General features: G+C 52.5%; 19 protein-coding genes and 2 pseudogenes. 14 read left to right on the plus strand and 7 right to left on the minus strand.

Features of this window, described 5'->3' with window-relative positions; all coding sequences use genetic code 11:
* Nucleotide 1: 1 nt before the first annotated feature.
* From wzxE to RFN81_RS01930, 5 genes and pseudogenes are all read left to right on the plus strand, one after another.
* A complete protein-coding gene (gene wzxE / locus RFN81_RS01910) occupies nt 2-1252 on the plus strand; it encodes a lipid III flippase WzxE (protein ID WP_264497544.1) in 1251 nt (416 codons plus the stop codon).
* The gene (locus RFN81_RS01915; protein WP_264497545.1) at nt 1249-2334 is read left to right on the plus strand and encodes a TDP-N-acetylfucosamine:lipid II N-acetylfucosaminyltransferase; all 1086 of its coding nucleotides are present in this window, start codon (nt 1249-1251) and stop codon (nt 2332-2334) included. The genes wzxE and RFN81_RS01915 overlap by 4 nt, the downstream gene beginning before the upstream one ends.
* Complete coding sequence (gene wzyE / locus RFN81_RS01920; protein ID WP_264497546.1) at nt 2331-3719, plus strand: ECA oligosaccharide polymerase; 1389 nt, start codon at nt 2331-2333, stop codon at nt 3717-3719. The genes RFN81_RS01915 and wzyE overlap by 4 nt, the downstream gene beginning before the upstream one ends.
* Complete coding sequence (wecG, locus tag RFN81_RS01925) at nt 3716-4465, plus strand: lipopolysaccharide N-acetylmannosaminouronosyltransferase (RefSeq protein WP_264497547.1); 750 nt, start codon at nt 3716-3718, stop codon at nt 4463-4465. Before wzyE ends, wecG begins: the two co-directional genes overlap by 4 nt.
* Nucleotides 4466-4999: 534 nt before the next feature.
* Nucleotides 5000-5350 (plus strand): annotated as a pseudogene (locus RFN81_RS01930) (ABC transporter substrate-binding protein); the annotation flags it as partial.
* Nucleotides 5351-5408: 58 nt separating this feature from the next.
* Here RFN81_RS01930 and RFN81_RS01935 read toward each other — a convergent pair.
* On the minus strand, nt 5409-6449 hold the full coding sequence (locus tag RFN81_RS01935; protein WP_264497225.1) for an IS481 family transposase: 1041 nt from the start codon (nt 6447-6449) through the stop codon (nt 5409-5411).
* 103 nt (nt 6450-6552) lie between these two features.
* Between RFN81_RS01935 and RFN81_RS01940 the strand changes: the two are divergent.
* From RFN81_RS01940 to RFN81_RS01980, 9 genes and pseudogenes are all read left to right on the plus strand, one after another.
* Nucleotides 6553-7440 (plus strand): annotated as a pseudogene (locus RFN81_RS01940) (ABC transporter substrate-binding protein); the annotation flags it as partial.
* A gap of 98 nt (nt 7441-7538) precedes the next feature.
* Nucleotides 7539-8408, plus strand: a complete 870-nt coding sequence (locus tag RFN81_RS01945) for an ABC transporter permease subunit (protein WP_264497548.1) — start codon at nt 7539-7541, stop codon at nt 8406-8408.
* Nucleotides 8409-8423: 15 nt separating this feature from the next.
* Nucleotides 8424-9509 carry a branched-chain amino acid ABC transporter permease gene (locus RFN81_RS01950; RefSeq protein WP_378929270.1) on the plus strand — a complete coding sequence of 362 codons (1086 nt, stop codon included), beginning with the start codon at nt 8424-8426 and terminating at the stop codon, nt 9507-9509.
* Nucleotides 9510-9511: 2 nt separating this feature from the next.
* Nucleotides 9512-10243, plus strand: a complete 732-nt coding sequence (locus RFN81_RS01955; RefSeq protein WP_264497550.1) for an ABC transporter ATP-binding protein — start codon at nt 9512-9514, stop codon at nt 10241-10243.
* A complete protein-coding gene (locus RFN81_RS01960; protein WP_264497551.1) occupies nt 10240-10959 on the plus strand; it encodes an ABC transporter ATP-binding protein in 720 nt (239 codons plus the stop codon). The genes RFN81_RS01955 and RFN81_RS01960 overlap by 4 nt, the downstream gene beginning before the upstream one ends.
* A gap of 53 nt (nt 10960-11012) precedes the next feature.
* On the plus strand, nt 11013-12002 hold the full coding sequence (locus RFN81_RS01965) for an acetamidase/formamidase family protein (protein WP_264497552.1): 990 nt from the start codon (nt 11013-11015) through the stop codon (nt 12000-12002).
* Between the two features lie 115 nt (nt 12003-12117).
* Nucleotides 12118-13284, plus strand: coding sequence for a transporter substrate-binding domain-containing protein (locus RFN81_RS01970; RefSeq protein ID WP_264497553.1), 1167 nt, complete (start codon nt 12118-12120; stop codon nt 13282-13284).
* Nucleotides 13274-13912: an ANTAR domain-containing response regulator gene (locus tag RFN81_RS01975; protein ID WP_264497554.1), complete on the plus strand. Its 639-nt coding sequence runs from the start codon at nt 13274-13276 to the stop codon at nt 13910-13912. Before RFN81_RS01970 ends, RFN81_RS01975 begins: the two co-directional genes overlap by 11 nt.
* 18 nt (nt 13913-13930) lie before the next feature.
* Nucleotides 13931-15661 (plus strand): nitrilase-related carbon-nitrogen hydrolase, encoded by a 1731-nt coding sequence (locus RFN81_RS01980; RefSeq protein WP_264498847.1) that lies wholly within the window; start codon nt 13931-13933, stop codon nt 15659-15661.
* A 76-nt stretch (nt 15662-15737) separates the two neighbouring features.
* Here the strand turns inward: RFN81_RS01980 and RFN81_RS01985 are convergent, their stop codons facing one another.
* The 6 genes from RFN81_RS01985 to RFN81_RS02010 form a co-directional block, all read right to left on the minus strand.
* Entirely contained in the window at nt 15738-17045 is a 1308-nt protein-coding gene (locus RFN81_RS01985; RefSeq protein ID WP_264497555.1) for an MmgE/PrpD family protein, read from the minus strand.
* Between the two features lie 87 nt (nt 17046-17132).
* Nucleotides 17133-17894, minus strand: coding sequence for an ABC transporter ATP-binding protein (locus tag RFN81_RS01990; protein WP_264497556.1), 762 nt, complete (start codon nt 17892-17894; stop codon nt 17133-17135).
* Entirely contained in the window at nt 17891-18757 is an 867-nt protein-coding gene (locus RFN81_RS01995; RefSeq protein ID WP_264497557.1) for an ABC transporter ATP-binding protein, read from the minus strand. The genes RFN81_RS01990 and RFN81_RS01995 overlap by 4 nt, the downstream gene beginning before the upstream one ends.
* Nucleotides 18750-19685 carry an ABC transporter permease gene (locus tag RFN81_RS02000; protein ID WP_378928953.1) on the minus strand — a complete coding sequence of 312 codons (936 nt, stop codon included), beginning with the start codon at nt 19683-19685 and terminating at the stop codon, nt 18750-18752. Before RFN81_RS02000 ends, RFN81_RS01995 begins: the two co-directional genes overlap by 8 nt.
* Nucleotides 19682-20755, minus strand: coding sequence for an ABC transporter permease (locus RFN81_RS02005; RefSeq protein ID WP_378928955.1), 1074 nt, complete (start codon nt 20753-20755; stop codon nt 19682-19684). The genes RFN81_RS02000 and RFN81_RS02005 overlap by 4 nt, the downstream gene beginning before the upstream one ends.
* A gap of 15 nt (nt 20756-20770) precedes the next feature.
* Complete coding sequence (locus RFN81_RS02010) at nt 20771-22366, minus strand: ABC transporter substrate-binding protein (protein WP_378928957.1); 1596 nt, start codon at nt 22364-22366, stop codon at nt 20771-20773.
* Nucleotides 22367-22396: the final 30 nt, after the last annotated feature.

The following is a 22396-nucleotide window of genomic DNA, read 5'->3' on the forward strand; positions in this document are numbered from 1 at the left end:
TATGTCGTTGGCGAAAGCGTCGATATGGACGGCTGGCTCGACGCTCATCAAAATTGCGGCTGGGCTGGTTGTCGTCAAACTACTGGCGGTCACGTTTGGCCCCGGCGGCGTGGGAATGGCAGGGAATTTCCGCCAACTGATTACCGTGCTGGGCGTATTAGCCGGGGCGGGCATTTTCAACGGCGTGACGAAATATGTGGCGGAATACCAACCGCAGCCGGATAGACTGAGGTCGTTACTCGGCACCTCGGTTACGCTGGTACTGGGTTTTAGCACCCTTCTGGCGATACTTTTCTTGGCGGCGGCAACGCCGATTGCCCATTTACTGTTTGGACATGACGACTATCGTAACGTGGTGCGAGCGCTGGCGTTTATCCAAATGGGCATCGCCTATGCCAATTTATTTCTGGCGATCCTTAAAGGCTATCGGGATGCGGTAGGCAATGCGCTAGCCGTTATAGTAGGTAGCCTGATTGGGCTGGCGGCTTTTGGCCTCTGTCTGGAACTCGGCGGCTACGTTGGCGCACTCGCCGGGCTGGCGCTGGTGCCGTCGTTGTTGGTGATCCCCGCGGGCATCATGCTCTTACGCCGCACGCCGCTGTCGCTGGCGTCGCTTAAACCGACGTGGGATCGCGCTATCGCCGGGCAATTGGGCACGTTTACGCTGATGGCGTTCATGACGGCCGTGACGTTGCCCGTGGCGTATATCATGATGCGAAACCTGCTGGCGGCGCATTACGGGTGGGATGAGGTCGGCATTTGGCAGGGTGTCAGCAGCATTTCTGATGCTTACCTGCAATTTATTACCGCCTCTTTTACCGTTTATCTGTTGCCGACGCTGTCGCGTCTGACGGATAAAACTGCGCTGGCGCAAGAAATTGTGCGGTCGTTGAAGTTTGTATTACCTGTCGTGGCGGGCGTCAGCTTTTGCGTCTGGCTATTACGTGATTTTGCCATTTGGTTACTGTTTTCCAGCCAGTTTACCGCCATGAGGGATCTTTTCGTGTGGCAATTGGTTGGCGATGTGATGAAAGTGGGTGCTTACGTCTTTGGCTATTTGATCATTGCGAAAGCGGCGCTGCGCTTTTATCTACTGACGGAAGTCAGCCAGTTCCTTCTGTTAACCGGTTTTTCCCACTGGCTCATTCCGCTTTATGGCGCACAAGGCGCGGCGCAGGCTTATATGGCAACCTACCTGGTCTATTTTTCACTCTGCTGTGGCGCATTCATTATTTACCGTAGGCGAGCATGACACCACTGATTCATATTCTCGGTTCAGACATTCCGCATCATAACCAGACCGTCTTACGTTTTTTTAATGACGTGCTGGCGGCGGAACTTCCGGCACAGCAGGTGCGGCACTTTATTGTGGCATCTCGCGAGGGTATGTCGGCAACCGATTTCCCCATGCTGCATATTGAAACCTGTGTAGATAAAAAAACGTTGGCTACCGCGGTGATTGCCAGAGCGAAGGCAAACCGCAAGACGCGCTTTTTTCTGCATGGGCAATTTAATCCTAGGTTATGGTTGGCGCTACTGAGTGGGGAGATCAAGTCTGGGCAGGTTTACTGGCACGTGTGGGGCGCTGACCTCTATGAAGAAGCGAGTAGCTTGAAATACCGCCTGTTTTATTGGCTGCGGCGCTGGGCGCAAAGGCGTGTCGCACATGTGTTTGCTACGCGTGGCGATCTGGCGCGGTATCAGCAGCGTGCCCCTCATGTTCCGACATCGTTGCTGTACTTCCCCACGCGCATGAATCCGGCGCTAACGAGCATGCAGGTGGATAAACCGCTGGCAGGGCCGATGACGATTCTGGTCGGCAATTCTGGCGATCGCACGAATCGTCACCAGGAGGCACTGCGGGCGATTCACCAACAGTTTGGCAACCGTGTGCGGGTGATTGTGCCAATGGGTTATCCAGCGAATAACGAATCCTACATCGCGCAGGTGGAAAAAGACGGTTTGGCGCTATTCGGCGTGAAAAATTTCCAACTGCTGAAAGATCAACTGGCGTTTGATGATTATCTCAACATGCTACGTACTTGTGATTTGGGTTATTTTATTTTCGATCGACAGCAGGGAATCGGGACGCTATGTCTGTTGATCCAGTCTGGCGTACCCTTCGTCATTAGCCGAAAAAATCCATTCTGGCGCGATTTGACGGAACAGGGACTGCCCGTGCTGTTTTACGGTGACGACCTGAATGAGGCGCTGGTGCGTGAGGCGCAGCGGCAACTGGCGTCGGTGGATAAACGGCAGATCGCGTTCTTTTATCCAAATTATCTACAAGGTTGGCGGGATGCGCTGGCATTGGCGGCGGGAGAACCCACATGACGCTGGGACAATTCGGTGGGCTGTTGGTCGTTTATCTGATTTCAGTCACGTTTATCCTAAGCCTGACCTGGGTAGAGTTTCGTCGGGTGCGTTTTAATTTTAACGTGCTGTTTTCTCTACTCTATCTATTGACGTTCTACTTTGGTTTCCCATTTACCTGTGTGTTGGTGTTTCGTTTTGGCGTTGACGTCGTTCCGGTGCAGTACCTGCTTCAGGCGCTGCTATCGGCAACGGCATTTTATGCGATCTATTACGTTAGCTATAAAACGCGTCTGTGCCGGAAAATTGCAGCGCCGCAGGCGCCGCGACTGACGGTCAATCGGGTCGAAGCCAACCTAACCTGGCTGCTACTGGCATTGATTGCGGTTGTTACCGTGGGTATTTTCTTTCTTAATAATGGTTTTTTGTTGTTTAAACTGCACTCTTACAGCCAGATATTTTCCAGCGGTGTGTCCGGCGTGGCGTTGAAACGCTTTTTCTACTTCTTTATCCCGGCGATGCTGGTGGTGTATTTCCTGCATCAGACGCAGCGTGCGTGGCTGATGTTCCTGATCGGCACGGTGACATTTGGCATGCTGACCTACGTGATTGTCGGCGGAACGCGCGCTAATCTTATTATCGCCTTCGCCCTGTTTCTGTTTATTGGCATTGTACGCGGCTGGATTACGCTCTGGATGCTGGTTGCGGCGGGTATCTTCGGGATTGTCGGCATGTTCTGGCTGGCGTTAAAACGCTATGGGCTGGATGTCAGCGGGGATTACGCTTTTTATACCTTCCTCTATTTAACCCGCGACACCTTCTCGCCCTGGGAAAATCTGGCGCTGCTGTGGCAGCATTATGACAAAATCGAATTTCAGGGATTGGCACCGATTGCCCGCGATTTCTACGTCTTTATCCCCTCCTGGCTATGGCCGGATCGCCCGAATCTGGTATTAAACAGCGCCAACTATTTCACCTGGGAAGTGTTAAATAACCATTCCGGGCTGGCGATATCTCCCACGCTGTTAGGTTCGCTGGTGGTGATGGGCGGCGTGCTATTTATCCCACTCGGTGCTGTGGCGGTAGGGCTGGTGATCAAGTGGTTCGATTGGATATATGCCTTAGGGAAGAATGATAGCAATCGCTATAAGGCCGCGATTTTGCAAGCGTTCTGCTTTGGCGCCGTGTTTAATATCATAGTGTTAGCGCGCGAGGGCGTGGATGCTTTTGTTTCTCGCGTGGTATTTTTCTGTCTGGTATTTGGTCTGTGCCTATTGCTTGCCAAGCTGCTTTATTGGCTGCTGGAAAGCGCGGGACTGATTCGCCAGCGTTTACAACGCCGTGACGCGCAGCAGGTAGCGATACGTCACGGCGTACAGCATTCTGTCATTAAGGAGCAGGAATGACGGTAGTAGACACGACAGAGTCCGTTCCTGTGTATACCATTCGGGGATTGCCGATTCACGGTTTTAGCACGATGACGCAGTTCGTCGATCATCTGTTTGCGGGCGAACGGGTTAAAACGGGGACGCTCATCGCCATTAACGCGGAGAAAGTGTTGACGGCGGAAAAGGATGTGGCCCTGCGCGCGCTGCTGGCGCGCGCTGAATATAAGTATGCGGACGGCATCAGCATTGTGCGATCCATTCGGCGCAAGTACCCGCAGGCGCATATCACGCGGATTGCGGGGGCTGATCTATGGGAAGCGCTGATGGAACGGGCAGGCAAATCGGGGACGCCGGTTTTTCTGGTGGGCGGTAAGCCCGACGTGTTGGCGCAAACAGAGGCAAAATTACGTGCACAGTGGCAGGTCAACATCGTCGGTAGCCAGAATGGCTATTTTATGCCGGAGCAGCGCGATGCGTTGTTCGAACGTATTCGCGCCAGTGGCGCACAGATAATTACCGTCGCGATGGGGTCGCCACGGCAGGAAATCCTGATGCGCGATTGTCGTCATCACTACCCCGATGCGCTGTATATGGGTGTCGGCGGCACCTATGATGTCTTTACCGGGCAGGTAAAACGGGCTCCGCTCGTGTGGCGAAATGCCGGGCTGGAGTGGCTCTATCGCTTGCTGTCCCAGCCGAGCCGTATATTTCGCCAGCTTAGATTATTGAAATATGTGGCCTATCATTACAGCGGCCGGCTGTAATCGTGTTTCTCATGAGAGATGGAGGGCTAAAAGTTACTGCGAGTGACTCAGAGTATCTCCCTGCAACTGCTTGCGCCGTTGTACCAATTATGGGGGTGACACTCCACAATCGCTCTTCGGTAAATTTTTTACCTCCCTAAGATGGTGCAATATATTAACGTTTATGTCTTGGGCCTGAATTGGATTCCACTTAAGCGTTGCGGAATCGGCATAATTTGTGATTGTGTTCCGTAAGTTAGTAATATTTATACCGTCGTTATATTCCTGTTCATCTTTTGTGCAATCACAGCCCTATTCCAGTGCACGGTTTTATTTTTTTACCATTTGATTTTTATTGAAAATTTTCCATTGACAACGTTTTGAATCCCTTCTTATAGTGACGATAACTTATCCGCAAGAACGCCAACGTTGTCGGCTTGTGGTTATGGCAATAGAGCCCTCGCAATGTCTTCTGACTTTGCCGGGCTTTTTTTTTGCTTTTTTTTCAGAAGCACTTTTCATGCACATTTTTTATCACCAACGCCAGGGGGATTTATGTCCAGAATGAAATATTGTTATGCATCGTTGCCGTTGGCACTGGCTATCGCCTATTCAGGTTTGGCCGGGGCAGCAGAAAAAACAATAAAAATAGGTTTGTTGGAAGATGCGTCAGGTAACTTTGCTTTGCCGTCCATCCCAAAGATTCATGCAACAGAGCTTGCTGTTGAAGAGATTAATGCTAAAGGAGGCATACTGGGTCGATCTATTGAGCTGGTAAAATACGATACGCAGTCTGATAACACTCGCTTCCAGCAAATGGCGCGCCGTTTGATTAAAAACGACAAGGTTGACGTTATTTTCGGTGCTTTTTCCAGTGCCTCACGTGAAGCGATACGTCCCATTATGTGTATTAGCTCAGACCTGATCTGACAATTACCGGTTATTTATACAGGTATCTGTCAGATTACATCTGGCCTAAATTTTTCTCAGACCAGATGCGCTTTCCATCAAGTAATGTTTCCATTGGCGTCCGGCCACAGCACATTTTCCCCTGATGAGTTCGCTCATTATTATAGTGAGCCAGCCATTCATCAAGATCCGATTGTAATGTGTCGAGAGCACCATACAACTTTTTGCGGAACGTCACCTGATAAAACTCATTCAGTATCGTTTTATGGAACCGCTCGCAGATGCCGTTGGTCTGCGGTGACATTGCCTTCGTTTTCGTATGCTCAATGTCATTTATCGCCAGATAAAGCTGGTAATCATGCTGCTCCACTTTGCCGCAGAACTCAGTGCCCCTGTCGGTCAGTATCCTCAGCATCGGTAGCCCCTGAGACTCATAAAATGGCAGCACACGATCATTCAGTAAATCAGCCGCTGTAATCGGTGTTTTAGTGACGTAGAGCTTGCAGTGTGCCACTTTCGAGTACGTATCAACGAACGTCTGCTGATAGATACGCCCGACGCCTTTCAGGTTGCCTACATAGAACGTGTCCTGTGAACCCAGATAACCCGGATGAGCGGTTTCAATCTCACCACAGGCTTCATCATCACTGGCTTTACGTTCCAGCGCTGCGATCTGGCTGTCAGTCAGTTCAATGCCGTCACGGGCCACTTTTTCTTCCAGTGCTTTCAGGCGTTTTTTGAAGTTCTCAAGGTTATGACGTAACCAGACAGAACGGACACCACTGCCGGAGATAAAAACGCCCTGTTTACGCAGCTCGTTGCTGGTCCTGTGCTGGCCGTGAGCCGGGAATGCGACAGCATAATCAACAACAGCCCGCTCAGTGACCTCATCGGTTCGGTTCTTAAGGTTAGGGGCACGACGGCTGCGATTTATCAACGCATCCACGCCACCTTCCTCGGCCAGCTCGCGATATCGGTAAAACGTATCGCGAGAGACGCCCATGATTTTGCAGGCTTTCGACACGTTACTGAGTTCTTCAGCCAGATTGAGCAAACCGGCTTTGTGTTTGATGATGGGATTGTTAGTATGAAGCATGAGAGTTACCTCGCGTTTTGTATAAGGATTCGACACCCATATCAAAACCGGTAACTCTCAACCTTTCAAGGTCATGTGTCAGATCAAGTCGCGACTAATACACATTATGGATCGTGAAAAACAGATGTATTGGTACAACAACCAATATGAAGGCGGCGTGTGTGATAGCAACGTGTTTGTGACCGGCGCCGTCCCAGAACAGCAGTTCTCGACATTAATCCCATGGATGATAGAGAAGTACGGTAAGAAAGTGTATACCATCGCGGCTGACTATAACTTTGGGCAAATCTCCGCTGAATGGGTACGCAAGATCGTCAATGAGAACGGCGGCACCATGGTGGGCGAAGAATTTATCCCGCTCAGCGTGTCGCAGTTCGGCCAAACCATCCAAAACATTCAGAAGGCCAAACCTGACTTTGTGATGACGTTACTGGTTGGTGCGAATCAATCTTCCTACTACGAGCAAGCCGCTGCAGCCAAACTCGGCCTGCCGATGGGCAGTTCTGTCAATGTCGGTCAGGCCTATGAACATAAGCGTTTCAAGGCTCCAGCTCTGAAAGACATGTATATTACCGCCAACTACCTCGAAGAAGTGGATACGCCTGCCAGCAACGATTTCAAACAACGTTTCCGCGCTAAGTTTCCTAACGAGCCGTATATCAATCAGGAAGCCGCCAATGCCTATGATGCCGTTTATCTATATAAAATAGCGGTAGAGAAAGCCGGTGGCACCGATGTGACCGCTGTGCGCAACGCGTTGGAAACCGGTGAAATCTGTACCGAAGGCCCGTCAGGCAATGTCTGTATCGATCCCAAAAGTCATCATCTGAGCCACACCATCTATCTGGCCCATGTGAAAGATGACCATTCCATCGAAATACCCAAGGTATGGAATGATATCAAGCCTTACTGGTTAGGGGAGGCAGGTTGCGATCTGCCAATTAAACCGGATACCAGCCAGTACACTCCGTCCAATCCACCAAAGGCCTGATGTACTTTCTGCGTCAGAGAGACGGCCGTTCTTATCTTTCTCTCTGACGTAATCCCTTTATTTGCTGTGTCAGTCAGGACACCGAGGATTACTTGCAGATGTTAATGTTCTCCTTTCTTTATTCCATAATTTACCAGTTTGGCGATAACTTCGCTTATCTGGTGCTGGCCGCTCTTGGTCTAGCAGTCATTTTCGGCATGATGGGGGTGATCAACCTCGCACACGGCGAATTTATTATGTGTGGTGCTTACGTCACCATTTTGATGAACAAAGCGGGGTTACCGTTACCACTGGCCATGCTGACCGGCACGCTGGCAGCCGCTTTTGCTGGTGGTGTAATAGAGCGTCTGGTGGTACGCCATCTTTATGGCCGCCTGTATGACTCTGTAGTTGCTACTTGGGCTATTAGTCTAATTGTACAACAAAGTATGTTACTGATTGCGGGTCCCTCTTTGGAGGGGCTGTCCACCCCTTTCAGTTCATTTACCCTTGGCGAATATTCTTTCTCTACCTATCGAGCCATTCTTCCGCTGGTTGCCATTATCGTATTGATGGCGCTGTATTGGTTGTTCTTCCACACCAATTACGGCGTGTGCGCACGAGCCACTATTCAAAACGCGAAGATGGCCGCTTGCCTCGGACTGGAAACCGACCGGATCTATACGCTCACCTTTGCTCTCGGCGCCGGACTCGCCGGATTGGCCGGTGCGATCTATGCCCCAACGCTAACGGCCGTTCCTACCATGGGGAGCAGTTTTATTGTGCAAGCGTTTGTGTCGGTGGTGGTGGGGGGGGCCAATGTCCTCGTCGGCACTATCCCTGCGGCGATGGCGCTGGGTGCAATCCAGACTGGGCTCAATGCATGGTACGGACAACTCGCTGGGCAGATTGGTCTATTGCTGACCGCAGTGCTGGTGATTCGCTTATTACCCAATGGCGTTGGTAGCCTTTTTACCCGTAACCGCTAGGAGCGCAGTGTGACAATGACTTCTGTTAACGTTTCCGTCGACGATGCGCACAAGCGCAGCCTGAGTAATACCACACTGATTAGCGGGATCATTCTGGCCGTCGCGCTACTATTGCCTCTAGTACTTGATAGCGCGTTGATCGGCGATTTTTCCTATTTCCTGCTGTGGACATTCTGCGCTATCGGTTTGGCCGCTATGTGGGGCCATGGCGGCATTCTCTCTTTCGGACAAACCGCTTTCTTCGGGCTGGCAGGCTATACCTACGGCGTGATGACGCTCAATTTTGGCGATGGCGTGCTGTCAACCTGGTCCGGGCTACTGTTTGCATTATTGGTGGCTGCCACGGTCGCCGCTGCGCTGGGTTATCTGATGTTTTACGGTGGCGTCACCGGTATTTTCATCGGCATCGTGACACTCTCTTTTACATTGGTACTTGAAACCTTCATGTCGCAGACTGCGGGTCCGCAGTGGACCATCGGTAGCGCGCGTCTCAACGGTTTCAACGGCATGTCCGGTATGCCGCCGCTCGCGCTGCCCGGTCTGGACGGCGAACGCTTTACGCTGGAAGGAAATGCCTTTTATTACCTGATTATTCTTTTGCTGGGCGTTATTTACTGGGGCGTTCGCCGCCTGCTGCACTCTAATTTTGGTTTAACACTGGCGTCCATTCGTGAAAATCCCCGTCGGGCGGAAATGCTCGGGATCGACATCCGTCGCTACCAACTGCTGGTATTCGTTCTGGGTGGCGTGCTGTCCGGTTTATCTGGCGCGCTTTATACCATTTGGGGATCTTATATCACTCCATCATCCATGGGTCTCACCGCCGCCGCTATGCCGGTGATCTGGGTTGCCACCGCAGGGCGTAAAAATATTTTCGGCACTGTGGTCATCACCGCGCTGATGGTCTGGCTGTCGCAGTGGTTGGCGGTATATGGCAGTGAATACGCCATGATTCTACTGGGCTTCATTCTGCTGTTTGTGATTCTGGCCGCCCCCAATGGACTACTGCCGTGGCTGGCGGAAAAAATCGGTTATCTGGCGACCAGACGACATGTCAACCACGAGCTACAGCATAACGATGTTCGACATAAAGGGGAGTAACCATGAATCAAACACCGGAATTGATCCTGGAAACCCAAGGGCTGAGCAAGCGCTTCGGCGGCGCGCAGGTGATTAATCAGGTGGATATGCAAATCCATCGTGGCGAAGTACGTTGCGTCATCGGTCCGAACGGTGCGGGGAAAAGCACGTTTTTTAAATTACTCACCGGCGAACACACGCCGAGCGATGGCGAGATCCGTTTCTTTGGCAATCCGATGAATGCGTTGGCACCCTTTCAACGTATTCAGATGGGGATGAGCATTAAATTTCAGATACCGGGCATTTTTCCCGATCTCAGTGTGGAACAACATTTGCAACTGTCGTTGAGTCACTTGCGACCGCAAGTTAGACACGAGACCGCCAGCATTGATGAGCTACTCCAGCGTTTCAAGCTAAGTTCTGAAAAACATCAACTAGCAGGCAATTTATCACATGGAAAAAAACAGTGGCTAGAAATCGCCATGGCGGTATCGCTACGCCCGGCACTGTTGATGCTTGATGAGCCGGTCGCCGGACTATCGGTGGAAGAAACCTATCTCACCGGTGAGTTGATTAAAGCCATGCAGCAGGACGGCCTGACGTTGATGGTGGTTGAACACGATATGACCTTTGTTCGTCAAATCGCATCACGGGTTACCGTACTGCACGGCGGCAGGGTATTTGCCGATGGCGAAGCGGCACAGGTACTGGCGCGGGACGATGTCGCGGACATTTATTTGGGGAAAGCCGGATGAACGAGGTGTTATTGCAGGTCAATGAGGTTACCGGCGGCTACGGCGGCGGGCAGGTGCTTAATGGCGCGACGTTACAGCTGAAGGCCGCCGAAGTCCTGGGGTTGATTGGTCGTAATGGCGTTGGAAAAACCACGCTGATGCGCACCCTGATTGGCGCCGTGCCTGTAAAACAAGGTCGCATCATGCTGGGAGAGATTGATATTACCCAGGCGACCCCGCAGCGCCGGGCAAGACTGGGCATTGGCTATGTGCCACAAGGACGTGAGGTCTTCAGCGGATTAACGGTAGCGGAGAACCTCCAGGTAGGGATGCAGTTTGTCCGCGAGCACCGCGAATTCGCGCAGGACCTGCTGGAGCGGGTGCTGGAGTATTTCCCTATTTTGCGCCAACGGCTGAAACAGAAGGCCGGCACCATGAGCGGCGGCGAACAGCAGCAGTTGGCTATAGCCCGGGCGCTGGTCGGCTCACCCAAGATCCTGCTGCTTGATGAGCCCTCTGAAGGGGTACAACCCTCGATTGTTCATATCATTGCCGACACGTTGGTGCGGATCGCCCGTGAACTGCGCGTCGCCGTGATTCTGGTCGAACAAGATATCGCCATGATCCAGCGCGCGGCCCAGCGCTGTTGCGTAATGGATAAAGGTCAGGTAATCGAAACCCTGACGCAACACCAGCTTGCTGATGACCTTTTGATGCGTCGCCATCTAGCGTTGTGATGCGTTGCACCAGCGGACTGACCGAACTTCTTTTTATTTAGTGGAGACAATTTATGAAATGGCTCAAAGACTCAATCATGTATAAACGCGGCGTGGGGGCTGAACGTAAACCAGTCACTCATCACCTGACCGAAGAGATGCAAAAAGAATTTCATTACACTATCGGGCCTTATTCCACGCCAGTGTTAACGATCGAGCCAGGCGATCGGGTGATTGTCGATACTCGTGATGCGTTTGAAGGCGCGATTAAATCAGAGCAGGACATGCCCAGTGCATTACTGAACATGCCATTTCTCAACCCGCAGAATGGCCCGATCATGGTTAACGGCGCCGAGAAAGGTGATGTGCTGGCGGTATACATCGAATCCATGTTGCCTCGCGGGGCCAACCCCTACGGGATCTGCGCCATGATCCCACATTTCGGCGGGCTAACCGGCACCGACCTGACGGCAATGCTCAACGATCCGCTGCCGGAAAAGGTCCGGATGATCAAGCTAGATAGCGAGAAAGTGTACTGGAGTCAACGCCATACTCTGCCTTACAAACCTCATATCGGTACGCTAAGCGTCTCCCCGGAAATCGACTCCATTAACTCGCTGACGCCGGATAATCATGGCGGCAACATGGACGTGCCGGATATTGGCCCCGGCAGTATTACCTATCTGCCCGTACGTTCGCCAGGAGGGCGTCTGTTTATCGGCGATGCGCACGCTTGTCAGGGCGACGGCGAGATTTGCGGTACAGCGGTGGAATTCAGCTCAATCACTACTATCAAGGTGGACTTGATTAAGCACTGGAAGCTCTCATGGCCACGAATGGAGAACGCGGAATCCATCATGAGTATTGGCAGTGCGCGTCCGTTGGAAGACGCTACGCGCATCGCTTATCGCGACCTAATCTACTGGTTGGTGGAAGACTACGGTTTCGAACAATGGGATGCCTATATGCTGCTCAGCCAATGCGGTAAAGTTCGCCTCGGCAACATGGTAGATCCCAAATACACCGTCGGTGCCATGCTCAACAAGACATTATTGGCACAATGATTGTTATTGGCACAATGATTGTTCGCCTGAACGCAAGGCGGATTGCCATCGTGATTTAAGCCAAACCTGCAGGTTACTCCCAACGAGCCTGCAACTTGAAATATGAAGGGTTTATATGGGTTCTGCCACACCAGTCAACATTGGTCTACTTTATTCCTTCAGCGGCGTGACGGCAGCGTTGGAACTATCTCAATGGCGTGGGGCCACTCAGGCGATTGCTGAAATCAACCAGAATGGCGGGATTAATGGTCGGTTGCTGAACGCGATACATTACGATCCTCAATCTGAGGACGCCCAATTCCGTACGCTCGCCGAACGTTTGATCGTTTCAGACAATGTCAATGTGATCTTCGGCGGTTATACCTCCAGCAGTCGCAAGGCTATGTCACCGATTGTGGAGAAATATCAACGTTTACTATTTTATTCCCAACTGTATGAAGGCTTTGAGTTTTCAGAAAACATTCTTTACGGCGGAGCAGCGCCTAACCAAAATTGCGTTCAATTAGCTGACTACCTAGCCAGCCATTTCGGCGCCAGAGTTTATATGATTGGCTCGCGTTATGTGTACCCCTACGAAAGCAATCGTAATATGCAGGAATTGATTCTGCAATATCCCGATGGCGCGGTCGTTGGGGAACGCTACCTGGCGTTGAATGCCCCTTACGAAGCATTCCTACCGGTGGTGGAGGACATCAAGAAAAAACAGCCAGACTTTATTTTCAGCACGGTCGTAGGACAAACAGTCCCATTCCTGTACCGAGCCTACTACGAGGCTGGGTTGGATCCCGCTCGGATGCCTATTGGCAGCCTGAATACGTCAGAAACTGAAATTGCCATGATGGGGGCAGAATTGGCTATCGGGCATTACACCTCCGCACCGTATTTCCAAAGTGTGCATAGCAAGGCTAATCATGCGGCGCTTGAGCAGTTTCATCGGCAGTTTGGGACGGATATAAATACCGATTTAAATTGGGAAGCCACCTACAGCCAGATGCATTTATTTGCCAACGCTATGCAGGAATGTGGTAGCGACAACATTCACCATCTATTGCCTGCACTGCGCGGCAGTGAATTTGACGCGCCTCAGGGACGTATTCGCATCGATCCACTTAACCAGCATACAGGACTCTATCCCCGCATTGGTAAGGCTAACGCATCAGGACAGTTCACCGTGATGCGAGAGTCACGCCGTATTGTCGCGCCGGATCCATATATGACCAATCAGATCCAAGGCGACTGGGTCACAAAACTGACAAAAGTGGAGTGTCCCCATGCGCCATAGCGACTTACGAACCAGTACCACAGCCTTACTCCTTAGTCGGGGAATCCGCTGCGTAGTATTACATCCCGACGATGAAGATGGCGAAACGCTAACGAACCATTTGCGTCGGATGGGCTTCAAAGTACGTGCATATTGGCCCGTACCCGAAACGTTGCCTGCTGATACCGATTTGATTTTTTTTGCTCTGCAATCAGATAGTTCTGGAGTGGGAGTGCCTTGTTTCGATCTGAATAAACATACGCTGATCACTATCAGCGGTTATGAAAATCCGACTTTTATCGACCAAACGCTGAGCATGGGAGCGAGCGCGACCATCACCACTCCAGTCAGGGCGTCTGGGCTACTATCCACGATGGTGTTTGCTTTACACCATGCCCAGCAGCGTCGACAAATTATCGAACGCCTTGAACGGTTGGAAAAAAAAATGCTTGGTCTGCGGCAGGTTAGTGAGGCCAAAGCCATTCTGATGCGAATGCATAATATTGGTGAAGAACAGGCTTACGAGATTCTGCGCCATCAAGCGATGGGTAAACGCATAACTGTCGAAGACATGGCCTGCGCCTTGATTCAGGCCAACGATATTTTCTCGTGGACCACACCGGGAAACCCTAATACCAAAGCCCCCTAACCACTTGTGAGGATAATGATGTCCATAGCCCCTTTTCTTGCGGCTGCCGTGCAGTTTGAGCCGACGTTAGCCGCTAAAGAAGATAATATTCGCCAGTTGCTGGCAATGGTGGAGCAGGCCGCCAGACAAGGCGCTACGCTTATTACCACTCCTGAAATGGCCACCACCGGATACTGTTGGTATGACCGTGATGAAATCGCTCCCATGGTTGAAACCGTACCTGGTGACACCACCGCTCGCTTTGCCGAAATAGCGCGGCGCTATCAATGTTATATCGTGCTCGGCATGCCGGAAGTGGATGCTGGTACGTCCCTTTATTACAACAGTGCCGTATTGATTGGCCCGCAAGGTGTTATTGGTTGCCACCGTAAAAGTCACCCCTACATTTCCGAACCCAAATGGGCTGCGGCGGGCGATCTCGGTCATCAGGTGTTTGATACTTCGATTGGCCGTATCGGTATGTTGGTTTGCATGGACATTCATTATCCGGAAACCGCACGCATATTGGCGTTGGGGGGAGCAGACATTATTTGCCACATCAGTAACTGGCTGGCTGAGCGGACTCCGGCTCCTTACTGGATTAGCCGTGCAATGGAAAACAGTTGCTATCTGATCGAAAGCAACCGTTGGGGGCTGGAACGCGGTGTACAGTTCAGCGGTGGTAGCTGCATTATCAACCCCGACGGAACGATCGCAGCCGTCGTTGACAACGGTGATGGTATCGCTCTTGCTGAAATTGATATCAGCCGTAGCCGCCGACATCAGGTGCTGGGCCAGCCTGTGTTCAACCAGCGTCGCCCCCATTGTTATCTGTCTCTGCTCAGCGACAGTTTTTTATGGAATCCACAGGACTTTTTTGGCTTATACGGACACCGGCCACTCCCCACAGGACGTCAAAGCCGCATCAGCGTGGCGCAATACACGCCGGGCGAACAGATAGAGGATAATCTGACGCAGATTATCGCATTGATCGAAACCGCCGTTCGTGAGCAAAGCAGCGAGTTATTGGTGTTTCCAGAACGCGCGCTGACGGGTAACGCGGCGCCAGGCGTGAATGCCCAAACGGTAGATAGTGCCGCCGTACAGACGCTGACGCGTTTAGCCATGACGCGGCGGATCCATTTGGTGATAGGTATGGCAGAACGGGACGGTGAGGCCTGTTACAATACGCAAATATTGCTCGGGCCACAGGGCATGATTGGGCGTTATCGCCAGATACACCTTTCTGAAACTGACCAGCGATGGGCAACAGCAGGTGATGAGTGGGCGACGTTCGATACGCCAATGGGACGTATTGGCTTACTTCTGGGCAATGATCTTTTGCTGCCGGAAACGGGGCGTATTCTGGCTCTGGAGGGGTGCGATATTCTTGCCTGTTCCGCCGCTCTGTCTGGGGGCTTCACCGGTTCACATCCAGGTAGTAAGGTCAAACAACAATACCCGATCCCGATGGGAGCCGATCCCTTGCATTGGCACTTTGCACGCACCCGCGCCGGGGAAAATAACCTCTATTTAGCATTCTCCAATGCAGTAAACGGCGACAGCGGTGGTTTTAGTGGAATCTTCGGCCCTGAAACCTTTCGTTTTCCACGAGATGAGCGGATATTATGGCAGGAACAAGACATCGCCACCCACGTAGTTGATACCCGATCGACCGCCAATAGCGATTACCCAACCAACGTGGTCCGCAGAAAAGATTTGGTCGCCATGCGCCTGCCGCATCACTATACCCCATTGATCGTTGAGTAGGTTTGACCGACAGGGCGCTGGTCGGATAATACGGCGAGAGCCCTTCCATATATGACATACCCTAATGCCTTCACCATTACACCATCATGACGCGCAGAAATGCTAATGAGGGTTCGTGCTCAATAAGCGTTAGGCGTTGATAAAGCGCATTGGCGTCAACCAGGTCGGCACAGCAATCGGCAAACTTCCGCCGCCGCTCGGCTGCGCTAAAAGGCTCGCTGATATCCCCTTTGGCATGTAAGCGCCGAGCGCTCAGTTTTCGACCGTCTTGTAGCGTTATCGTCACGATATGCGGTAGGTTTTCCCCTTTTTCTTCCTCGGATTCACTCCAGCTTGCCATACTGACCCGTGATAGCTTGTCTGCCACGGCCTGTCTGGCAACGTGTTCTGGCGTAAAATCCGCGACGCTCAGGGTTCCTTTATCCAACAATACGGAGACACAGTAAGGCAGCGAAAAACGCGCCTGCATTTCATTTTGCGGTAGCGGATAGGCCAGATTACGGCGGTTGGCGATCCCCACTTTAGCCTCGACCTCGACCACATCATCGGCGCTGAACGCATGCAGCTCCTGTAAATCACTAATGGCATCCAAAATGCGGTGCGTCGATCCACAGCAGGGATATTTCTTGGGCAACACGCCGACGGTTTCAATCACATGCGGTGATGGAGTTAACCACAATTCGGTTGTTTCAGGCTGGAAGCGTTTACCGGCAAATAACTGATAAAAACCCTGCTCGCCTTCAATGATATCCAAACGGCCAGACATGCCAGTAGCGGCAAGTTCTACCGCATCCACCGCGTTGCGCGCCGCCATTCCGGCGTGGAACGGTTTTAACGGCGTGCCGAACTGACCTTTTACTCCGCTGGCCAGGCTAACCGCGATGCTCAATGTCCGGGCGATGCCCTGTTCATCCAGCCCTTTAAGCCACGCGACGCCAGCGGCGGTGCCGATACAGCCGACGGTAGATGTGCCGTGCCACCCCGCCGTGTAATGTGACGAACTCACTACCGAACCGACGAATGCCTGAGCCTGTAGCCCAATCAGATAGGCTTCGATAAGGTCGGCGCCGCTGCGTTTTTCCGCCAGCGCCATTGCCAACAACGCCGGAACCAGCACGGCCGACGCATGGCTCATGCCAGGGCCAAAGTTATCGTCATAATCGATAGCATGGGCCGCCGTACCGTTAATGAGTGCGCACACGGCGGGCGGCACCGGCTGGTAAGTCGCCCACGCTCGCTGCACCGCACGGCTGGAGACATTATCACGCCCGGCATACAGGCAGGCTAATGTATCAATGATAGCGTCACATGCCAGTTGTCTGGCTGCCTGGCTGAACGGCGTTTTACTCATACACCAGGCGGCAATAGTTTCAATGACCGTCATCGTCATCTCCCCGAAAAGGTTTATATAGCGGTTATCGCTGGCACGCTGCGAGCGCAAATCGCATTGCCAGAACGGCTTTTTGCTGTTTTATGCCTCGCTGGCGGCGAGAAAATGGCGGGTATACTCTTCGCGCACCTCACCCCGCCGCAGGGCCTCCGCACTGAGTTCCTCCAGCAGGCGCCCCTGATACATCATCGCCACGCGCTGGCACAGGTGGGTTACTACGGCCAGATCATGCGTCACCATCAGGTAGGTCAATTTTCGGCGCTGGCGCATGCCGGCGAGCAGGTTGAGGATTTCAGCCTGTACCGATACATCCAGCGCGGACGTCGGCTCGTCCAATAGCAATACGGACGGTTCCGTAATTAGCGCTCTGGCAATCGCCACGCGCTGACGCTGACCGCCGGATAGCTGATGGGGATAACGATAGCGAAAAGCATCCGATAAACCGACCGCGCTCAACGCGTCGCTGATCCTCTCCTCATGGCGATCCAGTTTGTGCAATTGCAGCGGTTCACGTAGCGTGCTGTATACCATTTTGCGCGGGTGGAGCGAGGCATAGGGGTCCTGAAATACCATTTGAACCTGGCGGTAAAATGGTTTGTCGCGTATCGGATGTTGTTCACGATTATTAAACAGAATAGCGCCCTGGTAATCGCTGTTCAGTCCAGCGAGGGCGCGAAGAATGGTGGACTTTCCGCAACCGGATTCACCAATCAGTCCGTAACTTTCGCCTTCCGTCAGTATGAAACTGACATCGCTGACAACCTGACGTCGGTTTATTCCCTCACCAAAAGCGATGTTGAGATCTACAACTTCCACACTGCGTTGTGATGCAGGCACGTTCATAAGATCTCTCCATTGCGGTAGCTGGGGCCGGTCAGCCAGTCGGGATCGCGCGTTGGCACACTTAACGTTTCCACCGGATTATGTAACTGTGGCTGACTGGCTAATAGCGCCTGGGTGTAGGGATGGCGGGCCTGGTGCAGACGACTTGCAAGGATCTCTTCCACCACACGCCCGGCATACATCACCAGCACGCGATCGCAGAAACGCGACACCAGATTCAAATCGTGGGTTATAAAGAGTAACCCGGTATTCCGGCGTGCCAGTTGTTCATCAAGGATCGACAGCACCTGCTGACGCACGGTGACATCTAACGCGGAGGTTGGCTCATCGGCAATAATTAGGTCGGGTTCGGGGATCAGCATCATGGCAATCATGACGCGCTGCCCCATTCCGCCGGAAATTTCGTGTGGATAGCGTTCAAATACATATTCGCAGTCGCGAATATGTACCGATGCCAACATCGCCAGCGCTTTTTCTCGGGCGATTTTATAACTCACGCGCGTATGCAGGCGATAGGCTTCGGTGATCTGGTTACCGATGCGCATCAAGGGATTCAATGAAAATTTGGGATCCTGCAAAATCATTGAAATACGATTCCCCCGGATCGTGCGCATCTGCTTTTCGCTAGCATTCAGTAAATCTATCTCGCCAAAACGGATCGCTTTTGCCGTGATGCGGCCAAGTTTCGGCGTGAGTTTCAGCAGAGCGCGGCACGTTTGAGATTTACCTGAGCCAGACTCGCCGACAATGGCGACTTTTTCGCGCCCAACCTGAAAGGACACGTCACGTACCGCGTGGTTATCCTGTTGGCTGCCACTAAACACCAGATTCAGATTCTGTACATCAAGCAGGATGTCATTCATGGCGCAGATCCATTACGTCACGCAGACCGTCACCGAGTAGGTTAAAGGCCAGGCTGGTGAAAAGGATGGCTAACCCCGGAATAGTGGCGATCCAGCCGTTATTGAGCATAAACTCGCGCCCTGATGCCAACATCGCGCCCCATTCCGGGCTAGGCGCCTGTGCGCCTAACCCAAGGAAACCGAGACCCGCCGCAGTGAGAATGATCGCCGCCATGTTCAGCGTGACGCGTACCACTACTGACGGTAAGCACATAGGGATGATATGAAACAAAATGATGTGCCAGGATGATGCCCCCTGTAAGCGCACCGCCGCGATGTAATCCATCTTGCGAATCGATAGCGTTTCCGCCCGCGCCAGACGGGCGATCGGCGGCCATGATGACAGGGAAATCGCGATAATCGCATTCTCGATACCGGGACCTAGCGCGGCGACAAACGCCAGCGCCAGGATCAGGCTAGGGAAAGCTAAAAAGATATCGACGAGTCGCATCAAGAGGGTATCAACCCAGCCGCCGAGGTAACCTGCCGTTGTTCCGACCACCAAACCGAGTGGCGTAATAATGATGGCGGTCAGCCCGGCGATATACAGCGTGATCCGTGCACCGTATAACAATCGGCTGTAAACGTCGCGCCCCAGTTCATCCGTGCCTAGCCAATTTTCCCCGCTAGGAGGTTGCAGGCGATTGGCGAGATCTTGTGAATAGATATCGTGGCTAGCTAACCAAGGGGCGAACAGCGCGACAAAGGCGATCGCCAGCAGGATAAGCAGGCCAAATAACGCCGAGTGGTTAGCGCAAAAGCGATGCCACTGCATCCATATTTGTTGCATCCGAGCTTGATAAGGCGTGGTTGGCACTGGCGCATTCAGCCAACGGCGTAGTGACGAAGGCACACGACCGGTATGGGGTTTATTAGTCAAGTCGGTCATTGGTCCTCCTGACGAGTACGTGGATCAAAGAGGCGGTAAAGCAAATCGCAAATCAGGTTAAGCGCAATAAATATTGCGCCAGTGAGTAGGGCGCAACCCACGACCGCATTCATATCGCCAGCCAGCAGTGCATTGGTGAGATAGCGGCCAAAGCCAGGCCAGGCGAAGACGGTTTCGGTCAGCACCGCGCCTTCCAGCAACCAGGCCCAGGAAAGCGCAACCACCGTCAGAGTGGGAACGGCGATATTGCGCAATGCATGAATCCAGACGCAGCGCGCCCAGGAAAGCCCCTTTACCCGGGCGGTAATCATGTATTCCTGAGAGAGTTGTTCGATCATAAAGCTGCGGGTCATACGGCTGATATAGGCCAGCGAACTGAGTCCCAAAATCGACGCGGGAAGAACGATATGGCTGAAAACATTGCGGAACATCGGCCAGTTATTGGCCAGCGCGCTGTCGATCAGCCAAAAGCCGGTAACGGGTTGCAGATCGAATTCGTAGATGAAATCAATACGACCCGGCCCGCCAATCCAGCCCAGAGACGCGTAAAACAACAGCAACCCCATTAAGCCCAGCCAGAAATGCGGGGTTGAATAACTTAGCAGGCCAATAAAACGGATCAGGTGATCAAACCAGGAATTGCGATACATGGCTGATAACACCCCGGCGGGGATCCCTAATCCGGTGCCGACAATCGCCGCCAGAGTCGCCAGTTCCAGCGTAGCAGGAAAAACGCGCGCAATATCCTGAGCGACCGGATGGCTTGTCGTCAGCGCAATACCAAAATCTAGATGCGCCAACTGCCAGAGGTAATCGATAAACTGTTTCCACAGCGGTTGGTCCAGCCCTAGCTGGCGGTACATGGTGTCGTAAGCTTCCTGACTGGCATTATCGCCAATTACCGCGACTACCGGATCGATCGGTAACAGGCGGCCAATGAAGAAGGTCAACGCTGCCAGCCCTAACAGCGTACAAAAAAGGGATATCATTCCTTTTATCAGCCGCATCAGGCGGTGATAACGTTGCGCCCACACCAGGGTTATCGGGTGTGGTGAGAACACCTGCGACATAGACGCGCCCTCCGATTATTTGCTTGCGGCACCGTACCAGACGCGGAAACCATTCCAGGTCCAGTTCTTAATCGCCGGATTGATCCCCGCGGTGTTATACATCTGGAACATAATGGCCATCGGCCCTTGATTCATGACATCGCGCTGGAGCGCCGCGTACTTTTCTATCCGCTGAGTTTCATCGGGTTCCAGCAGTGCGGCTTCTACTTTCTGATTCAGCTCTGCGCTGTAAAACGCGGCTCGCCAGCTCGGATACTGCGTGGCTCTGGCTTCTTTACGGTTATCAGGATTAAATACCAGACGCGATGCGTTGCCATGCGCATCTGGCACCGAGGTCTGCCATGCCATCATGGCGCTTGAGAATTCTCGCCCACGGGCGCGACTGAACAGTTGTGCATTCGCCATACGTTCAAGCTTCAGCGTGACGCCAATTTTAGCGGCATTTTGCTGGATACTCTGAGCAATGGGCGCCGAATGAGGCAGGGTGCCGAAAATAACGCTAGAGGTAAATCCATCAGGATAACCGGCCTCGCTCAGCAGTTGTTTGGCTTTATCTAAGTCCAGTTTAAATGGCTGACCCTGCCGTTCATCCAGCGCGCCAAATGCGCCAATTTGGGCAAAGCTGGCGCGGGGGACACCGAGATAGGGCATTACATTTTTCGCCAGACCGTCATAGTCGATCAGATAACGCATCGCCAGACGAACCTTTTCATTTTTGAAAATGGGGTCTTCGTTATTAAACGTCCAGAAAAAGAGTTGTGGCTTCAGCACTTTCTCAACGTTGACCTTGCCGCTTTCGTCGAGCGTTTTCAGATCGTCGGCAGAAAGATCGCGCGCCACATCCACATCGCCTTGTGTGAGTAGCAGGCGCTGGGTGCCGGTTTCCGCGACATGACGAATTAACACGCGTTTCAGGGCTGGCGGCGTTGACCAATAGTGATCTGTCGCCTGTAAGACTACGCCTTCGCCAGCGTTCCAACGCACCAGTTGATACGGCCCAACGCAGGCGGTATGGGTAGAAAGATATTTATGGCCAAAATCGCCATTTATCGCCTCTTTCTCCAGCAATTTGCGATTCTGCAAGGTCGATACGACATTCGCAGCGATCGCCTGTAATACCAAATTGGTTGGATAAGGTTTGTCCAACGTCATGACCAGCGTTCTGTCATCGGGGGCCACGATCGTGCGATCGACATTTTCCTTATTGAAGCCATATTCGGTGATCGCGGCGGCATTGCCGTATCCCAGTTTCACCACGCGCTGCATCGACCAGGCGAGATCGCCCGCCGTGGCGGATGTGCCATCGGGAAATTTCAGATTATCTTGCAGGTGGAAGGTAATCTGTTGATAGTCGGGTGACACGTCCCAACTTTTCGCGATATTAGGAACGACTTTTTTCTCATCCTTAACATCAAACTTGACCAACGAATCACAGGTATTCAGCACGATTTCATTGGTAACGACTTCACCTATCTGAGCCGGATCCCACGTACTAATAGCATCAATATTCCATGCCATCACCAGCGAGTCAGGCGGGGTCGCGGCATTACCCGTTGCGCTGATGATCCCCGAGAAAATCAGTGCTGTCGTCATGGTATTCAGTTTTATCATTGAACGATCCTCAGCGTAATGGAGAAGGGA

This window comes from Pectobacterium cacticida (assembly GCF_036885195.1).
In the GTDB taxonomy this organism is placed as follows: domain Bacteria; phylum Pseudomonadota; class Gammaproteobacteria; order Enterobacterales; family Enterobacteriaceae; genus Pectobacterium; species Pectobacterium cacticida.